The 5,437-nt window shown below is 68.7% G+C and carries 7 protein-coding genes; 4 read left to right on the top strand and 3 right to left on the bottom strand.

From position 1 onward, the window contains the following. The first annotated feature begins 80 nt into the window (after positions 1-80). Together rph and rdgB are read left to right on the top strand one after the other, a co-directional pair. Positions 81-785, top strand: a complete 705-nt coding sequence (gene rph, locus RMN84_RS02810) for a ribonuclease PH (RefSeq protein WP_309610688.1) — start codon at positions 81-83, stop codon at positions 783-785. After that, positions 782-1,390 carry an RdgB/HAM1 family non-canonical purine NTP pyrophosphatase gene (gene rdgB, locus RMN84_RS02805; protein WP_405051425.1) on the top strand — a complete coding sequence of 203 codons (609 nt, stop codon included), beginning with the start codon at positions 782-784 and terminating at the stop codon, positions 1,388-1,390. Before rph ends, rdgB begins: the two co-directional genes overlap by 4 nt. Here rdgB and RMN84_RS02800 read toward each other — a convergent pair. Beyond that, the gene (locus tag RMN84_RS02800; RefSeq protein WP_309610686.1) at positions 1,364-1,948 is read right to left on the bottom strand and encodes a CAP domain-containing protein; all 585 of its coding nucleotides are present in this window, start codon (positions 1,946-1,948) and stop codon (positions 1,364-1,366) included. The genes rdgB and RMN84_RS02800 overlap by 27 nt on opposite strands. Between RMN84_RS02800 and hemW the strand changes: the two genes are divergently transcribed. Further along, positions 1,947-3,137, top strand: coding sequence for a radical SAM family heme chaperone HemW (hemW, locus tag RMN84_RS02795; protein ID WP_309610685.1), 1,191 nt, complete (start codon positions 1,947-1,949; stop codon positions 3,135-3,137). The two genes, RMN84_RS02800 and hemW, sit on opposite strands and share 2 nt — an antisense overlap. 3 nt (positions 3,138-3,140) lie before the next feature. Here the strand turns inward: hemW and RMN84_RS02790 are convergent, their stop codons facing one another. Together RMN84_RS02790 and RMN84_RS02785 are read right to left on the bottom strand one after the other, a co-directional pair. Further along, a complete protein-coding gene (locus tag RMN84_RS02790; protein ID WP_309610684.1) occupies positions 3,141-3,455 on the bottom strand; it encodes a hypothetical protein in 315 nt (104 codons plus the stop codon). A 69-nt stretch (positions 3,456-3,524) separates the two neighbouring features. Further along, a complete protein-coding gene (locus RMN84_RS02785) occupies positions 3,525-4,688 on the bottom strand; it encodes a penicillin-binding protein activator (RefSeq protein WP_309610683.1) in 1,164 nt (387 codons plus the stop codon). A 14-nt stretch (positions 4,689-4,702) separates the two neighbouring features. On the opposite strand from RMN84_RS02785, the gene rsmI reads away from it, so the two are divergent. Next, positions 4,703-5,437 (top strand): 16S rRNA (cytidine(1402)-2'-O)-methyltransferase (rsmI, locus tag RMN84_RS02780; RefSeq protein WP_309610682.1); only part of this gene is annotated, 735 nt, incomplete at its 3' end.

Below are 5,437 nucleotides of genomic sequence, written 5' to 3'. Positions count from 1 at the left end.
TGCAAATGCAGGGGAGGAGAAGGGTGGCGTCGGCCCGCTACGGTCTTTAGGGAGCACGCCAACCCAGAGGAGACCTCCCCATGCGCCCATCCGGCCGCGCCCCCGACCAGATGCGGGCGCTGACGTTCGAACCCGGCTTCACCAAGCATGCCGAAGGGTCGTGCCTCGTCAGCTTCGGCGACACTCGCGTGCTGGTGACCGCCAGCGTCGAGGAAAAGGTCCCGCCGTTCCTGCGCGGCAAGGGCCAGGGCTGGGTCACCGCCGAATATGGCATGTTGCCGCGTGCGACGCATACGCGGGGCGCTCGTGAGGCGGCCAAGGGCAAGCAGTCGGGGCGGACGCAGGAGATCCAGCGGCTGATCGGGCGATCCTTGCGCGCGGTGGTCGACATGGCCGCGCTCGGCGAGCGCCAGATCCTGATCGATTGCGACGTCATCCAGGCCGATGGCGGCACGCGCACCGCGTCGATTTCGGGCGCGTGGGTCGCGCTGCGGCTAGCGATCGACACGCTCAAGCTGGCGAAGGAACCGATCCGGACGCAGGTCGCGGCGGTGTCGTGCGGCATTCACGACGGCACGCCGGTGCTCGACCTCGACTATATCGAGGACAGCTCGGCCGGGTCGGACGGCAATTTCGTGCTGACCGGGGACGGCGCGATCGTCGAGGCGCAGCTGACCGCCGAGGGCGCGACGTTCGACGAGGAGCAGTTGCTGCGGTTGCTGCGGCTGGCACGGATCGGATGCGCCGACATTTTCGCGGGACAGCTGAAGGCCGTCGGTCGGTGAAGCGCCCGGCGAAGCTGGTCATTGCCACCCACAACGCCGGGAAACTGCGCGAGATTCGCGCCCTGCTCGTGCCGCTCGGGATCGAGTGCGTCGGTGCAGCTGAACTCGACCTGCCCGAGCCTGAGGAGACCGGGGTCACTTTCGTCGACAATGCCGAACTGAAGGCGCGGCAGGCGGCGGATCTTTCCGGGCTGCCGGCGCTGGCCGACGACAGCGGGCTGAGCGTCGATGCGCTGCACGGCAACCCCGGCATTTTCTCGGCGCGTTGGGCAGAGGATGAGGCGGGCAATCGCGATTTCATGCGCGCGATGGAGCGGGTGTGGCGCGAGGTCGAGACGGCGGGGCCCGATGCGGGCCATGACTCCCATTTCGTCTGTGTCCTGTCGCTGGCATGGCCAGACGGCGCGATCGAGAGTTTCGAGGGGCGGTGCGACGGGACGCTGGTATGGCCGCCGCGCGGGGACAGGGGCTTTGGCTATGACCCGATGTTCGTCAAAGCGGGGATGCGCGAGACATTTGCCGAGATCGATCCGCACGAAAAACACCGTATCAGCCACCGCGCCGATGCCTTCGCCAAGCTAGTTGCCGCGTTCGGCGATGCGTAGAGACGGGGTGAGCAACACGCCGTCCTTGTTGCCGGTCGGGGCGTAGCGGCAGACGAGATAGTCGGACGATCCGCTCGAGGCGAGGCCGCAGCCGATCTCGGTCGTCGTCGGCCAAACGATCTGGGTAAAATGGCCGACATCGGCCCAGTTGCGGGTCGCGCTGACAGCGGGGAAGATGCCGGGGCGAAACAGGCGGCCCTCGTCGACCATCACGCCGATCATCGTTTCGTAGGAGAAGACGCCGCGCGAGCCGCGCCATAGGGTTTCGCCCATGCGCTGACGACGACCGGGGGTGCGGTCGTGGCCGTAGATGCCGGTCGCGGCCATCGTCCGGGCGTAATCGCGCGCTTCGTCGGCTAGCGCCTCGCTCCAGGCGACCGGGGCGACGCCGAACGAGCGGCGCGCGTTGTTGTGAAGTCGCAACGCGGCATTGCGGAGCAGCGAGCCGCCACGGTCGGCGGGGGCGGGCCAGTTCGGACTCGGCAGCGACGAAGAAACGGCCGCGCTCGCCGCGCATGGCGCGACAAGCAGAAGCAAACTAAGGAATTTCGTCAGCATGGCCCCCCACTTGTCGCCCACACTGGTAAAGAAAGTCCTGCCTGGCAATAGGTTGGGCGATGAGGGGTTGGCGCTGTACGTCCACTGGCCGTTCTGCGTGTCGAAATGCCCCTATTGCGACTTCAACAGCCATGTCCGCGATGGCGTCGACCATGAGGCGTGGCGGACGGCGCTGCTAGCGGACCTGGCGCATGAGGCGGCGCTGCTACCCGGGCGGCGGCTGACGTCGATCTTCTTCGGCGGGGGAACGCCGTCGCTGATGGAGCCGGCGACGGTCGCGGCGGTGATCGGCGCGGCGCGGGAGGCGTGGCCGGCGAGTGATGACATCGAGATCACGCTTGAGGCCAATCCCAACAGCGTCGAGGCGGCGCGCTTCGCCGATCTGGCCGCCGCCGGGGTCAACCGGCTGAGCCTGGGGTTGCAGAGTTTCGACGATGCAGCGCTGGCGTTCCTCGGGCGGGCCCATTCGGCGCGCGAGGGGCTGGCTGCGCTGGAGGTGGCGCAGCGCCATTTCGGGCGGGTCAGTTTCGATTTGATCTACGCGCTGCCGGGCGACGACGACGCGCGGTGGGCGGCGATGCTCGATCGGGCGATCGCGCTGGGGACCGAGCATCTGTCGCTCTACGAGCTGACGATCGAGCCGGGGACGCGCTTTGCGTCGATGGTGGCGAAGCGCGAGTTCGAGCCGCTCGATGCGGAGCGGGCGGCCGAATTGTTCGAGTTGACCGCCGAGCGCACCGCAGCGGCGGGGATCCCGGCCTACGAGATTTCAAACCATGCGCGGGCGGGGGCGGAGACTCGGCACAACCTGACCTACTGGCGCTATGGCGATTATGCCGGGATCGGCCCCGGCGCGCACGGGCGGCGCGGGGGGATGCGGACGATGCGGCATCGCAAGCCCGAGAATTTCCTGACTGGCGTGGCCCGCAATGGCCACGGGCTGGTCGAGGAGGAGGCGCTGAGCCCGGTCGAAGCGGCGCGCGAGGCGCTGGTGATGGGACTGCGGCTGGCCGAGGGGATCGATCCGGTGGCGCTGGCCGAGCGGATCGGGGTCGAGCGGCTGGTCGATGATGCGGCGGTCGAGCGGCTAACGGGGCATGGCCTGCTGGAACGGGACGGCAAGCGCTTGCGGACCACGCCCGGTGGTCGACTGCTGCTCGATTCGATCCTGGCCGAGATCGCCGCCTGACGCCTATTTCGCCGACAGCGAATCCTTGTAGCGATCGGCCCAGTCGGCAAGATAGTCGCCGATCTGGGCATCCGCATCGGGTTCCGCCTTCTTGCGGGTCCAGCCGGCCTTGAGGTCATAGGCGATCAGTGCGTTGCGAAAGCCGCTGGCCTGCGCCGCACAGGCGCTGCGTGCGAACACGGCAAAGGCAGCCGCCTCGATCTTCGCCGCCGTCGCCTTGGCAATTTGACCCTTCAGGCACACCGCGAAATCGTCGCGCGCCACATTATCATTCGAGCTCGCCGCGATCAGCGCCATCCCCATGAAGAATGCCAACATTGCGCCTCTCCCCTGCCTCTGTGTGCATTAGGAGAATGACTGAATTTGCTGCGCAGCAAAAGCGTTGATTTACTCGCTGAATTTGGTCTCGGCCGGCGACAATATGGTGGTTCCGGTGGCGGTCACTCGGCGCACTTCCAGCGCGCGCTGGGCAATGCCGCGCCGGTCGAAGCGGAAGATGCCATCGACGCCGGCGAAACCGTCGCGATCGGCCAGCGCGCGGGCGGGAAAGCGTTCCGCGATGGGCCAGTCGCGCCCGCTCCGAACGGCCAGCAGCACCGCATCATAGCCGAGGCTGGCAATGCGTACCGGCGAATTGCCGTAGCGGGTGCGGTAGCGCACCGCGAGCTGATTGAAGCGCGTGTCGGGCACCGCCGCATACCAGGCGCCGCGCAGCGCCGGCGTAGTGCCCAGCCCGCGATCCGACGTCCATAATTCGGTGCCGAGCAGCTGCTGTCCGGACCTCAGTACGGGGGCGGCGACGGCGGCGATGCGGCCCGAATCGCCGATCAGCACGGCATCGACCGTACCTTTGGCATTGAGCGAGGCGGCAGAGGCGCGGACCCCTGCCCCGGTGCGGGAAAAAGTTTGCAGCGCGACCATGCGGCCACCGCTGTCCTGCACCGCGCCGAGCATCGCCTGCGCCGCCCGCTGGCCGTAGAGACCCTGCGGAACCAGCGCCGCGAAGCGGGTCAATCCGCGCTTTCGGGCGAGGTCGACGACCCGGCCGATCGACTGGTTGGGAGTGAAGCCAAGAATATAGACGCCGTTGCCGGCGACTCCCTCATCGTTGGAAAAGGCGATGACCGGCACTCCGGCCTCACGCGCAACCGGGGCGGCGGCACGGACTTCGTCGGCCAGCAGCGGCCCGAGGATCAGCCGGCTGCCGTCGCCGATCGCCTTGCTCGTCGCGGCGGCGGCGCCACCGGGCCCGGCGCTGTTGTAGATCGTCAGGCGCAGGCTCTTGTCGCCGCTGTCGAGCAGCGCGAGGTTGGCGGCGTTGGCAATCGCCTGCCCGACCGCGCCGTCGTCGCCGGTGAGGGGGACGATCACCGCGACTCGGTTGCGGACTTCGCCGTTATTGCCCTGGACCGGCGGCGGCGGACCGGTCGGTCGGACCGGCGCGGGACCGCGCGTCTGGCAGCCGGCCAGCGCCAGCGCCACCAAGCCAATACCGGCGAGGAAACCACGGCGCGGGATGCGTCCTTGCGGGTTGCGGGCGGATACTGTCATGACCTGATTCCAATATGAACGACGAACCCCTACCCCCGGGCCTGTATATCGTGGCCACGCCAATCGGCAACTTGGGTGACCTGTCACCCCGCGCGGCGGCGACGCTGCGCGGAGCGGAGCGGATCCTGGCCGAGGACAAGCGGGTCAGCGCGAAACTGCTCGCTCACGCCGGGGCGACGGCGCCGATGAGCGTCTATCACGACTATAGCGACGAGGCGGTGCGCGAGCGGATGCTGGCCGAACTGGGCACGAAGGCGATCGCGCTGATCAGCGATGCGGGGACGCCGCTGATTTCCGATCCGGGGTACAAGCTGGTGCGGGCGGCGCGGGCGGCGGGGCATGTGATCGTGACCATCCCCGGGCCGTGCGCGGCGGTGGCGGCGCTGACGGTGGCGGGGTTGCCGACCGACCGCTTCCTGTTCCTCGGCTTCCTGCCGGCCAAGGCGAAAGCGCGGGCCGAGGCCATCGCCGAAGTGGCGGCGGTGCGGGCGAGCTTGGTGCTGTACGAAAGCGGGCCGCGACTGGGCGAATCGCTGGCAGCACTGGCCGAGGGCCTGGGCGCGCGCGACGCGGCGGTGGTGCGCGAGATCAGCAAATTGCACGAAGAGTGCGTGACCGGGACGCTGGTCGAGCTGGCCGCGCGCTATGCCGACCTGCCGCCGCGCGGGGAGATCGTGATCGTCGTCGGGCCGCCGGGCGAGCGCGCCGGGGCGAGCGAGGCGGAGCTCGATTTGGCGCTGGACGAGGCG

It is taken from the genome of Sphingomonas sp. (assembly GCF_031380695.1).
Lineage (GTDB): Bacteria > Pseudomonadota > Alphaproteobacteria > Sphingomonadales > Sphingomonadaceae > Sphingomicrobium.
This window is presented reverse-complemented; position numbering and strand designations above follow the sequence as displayed.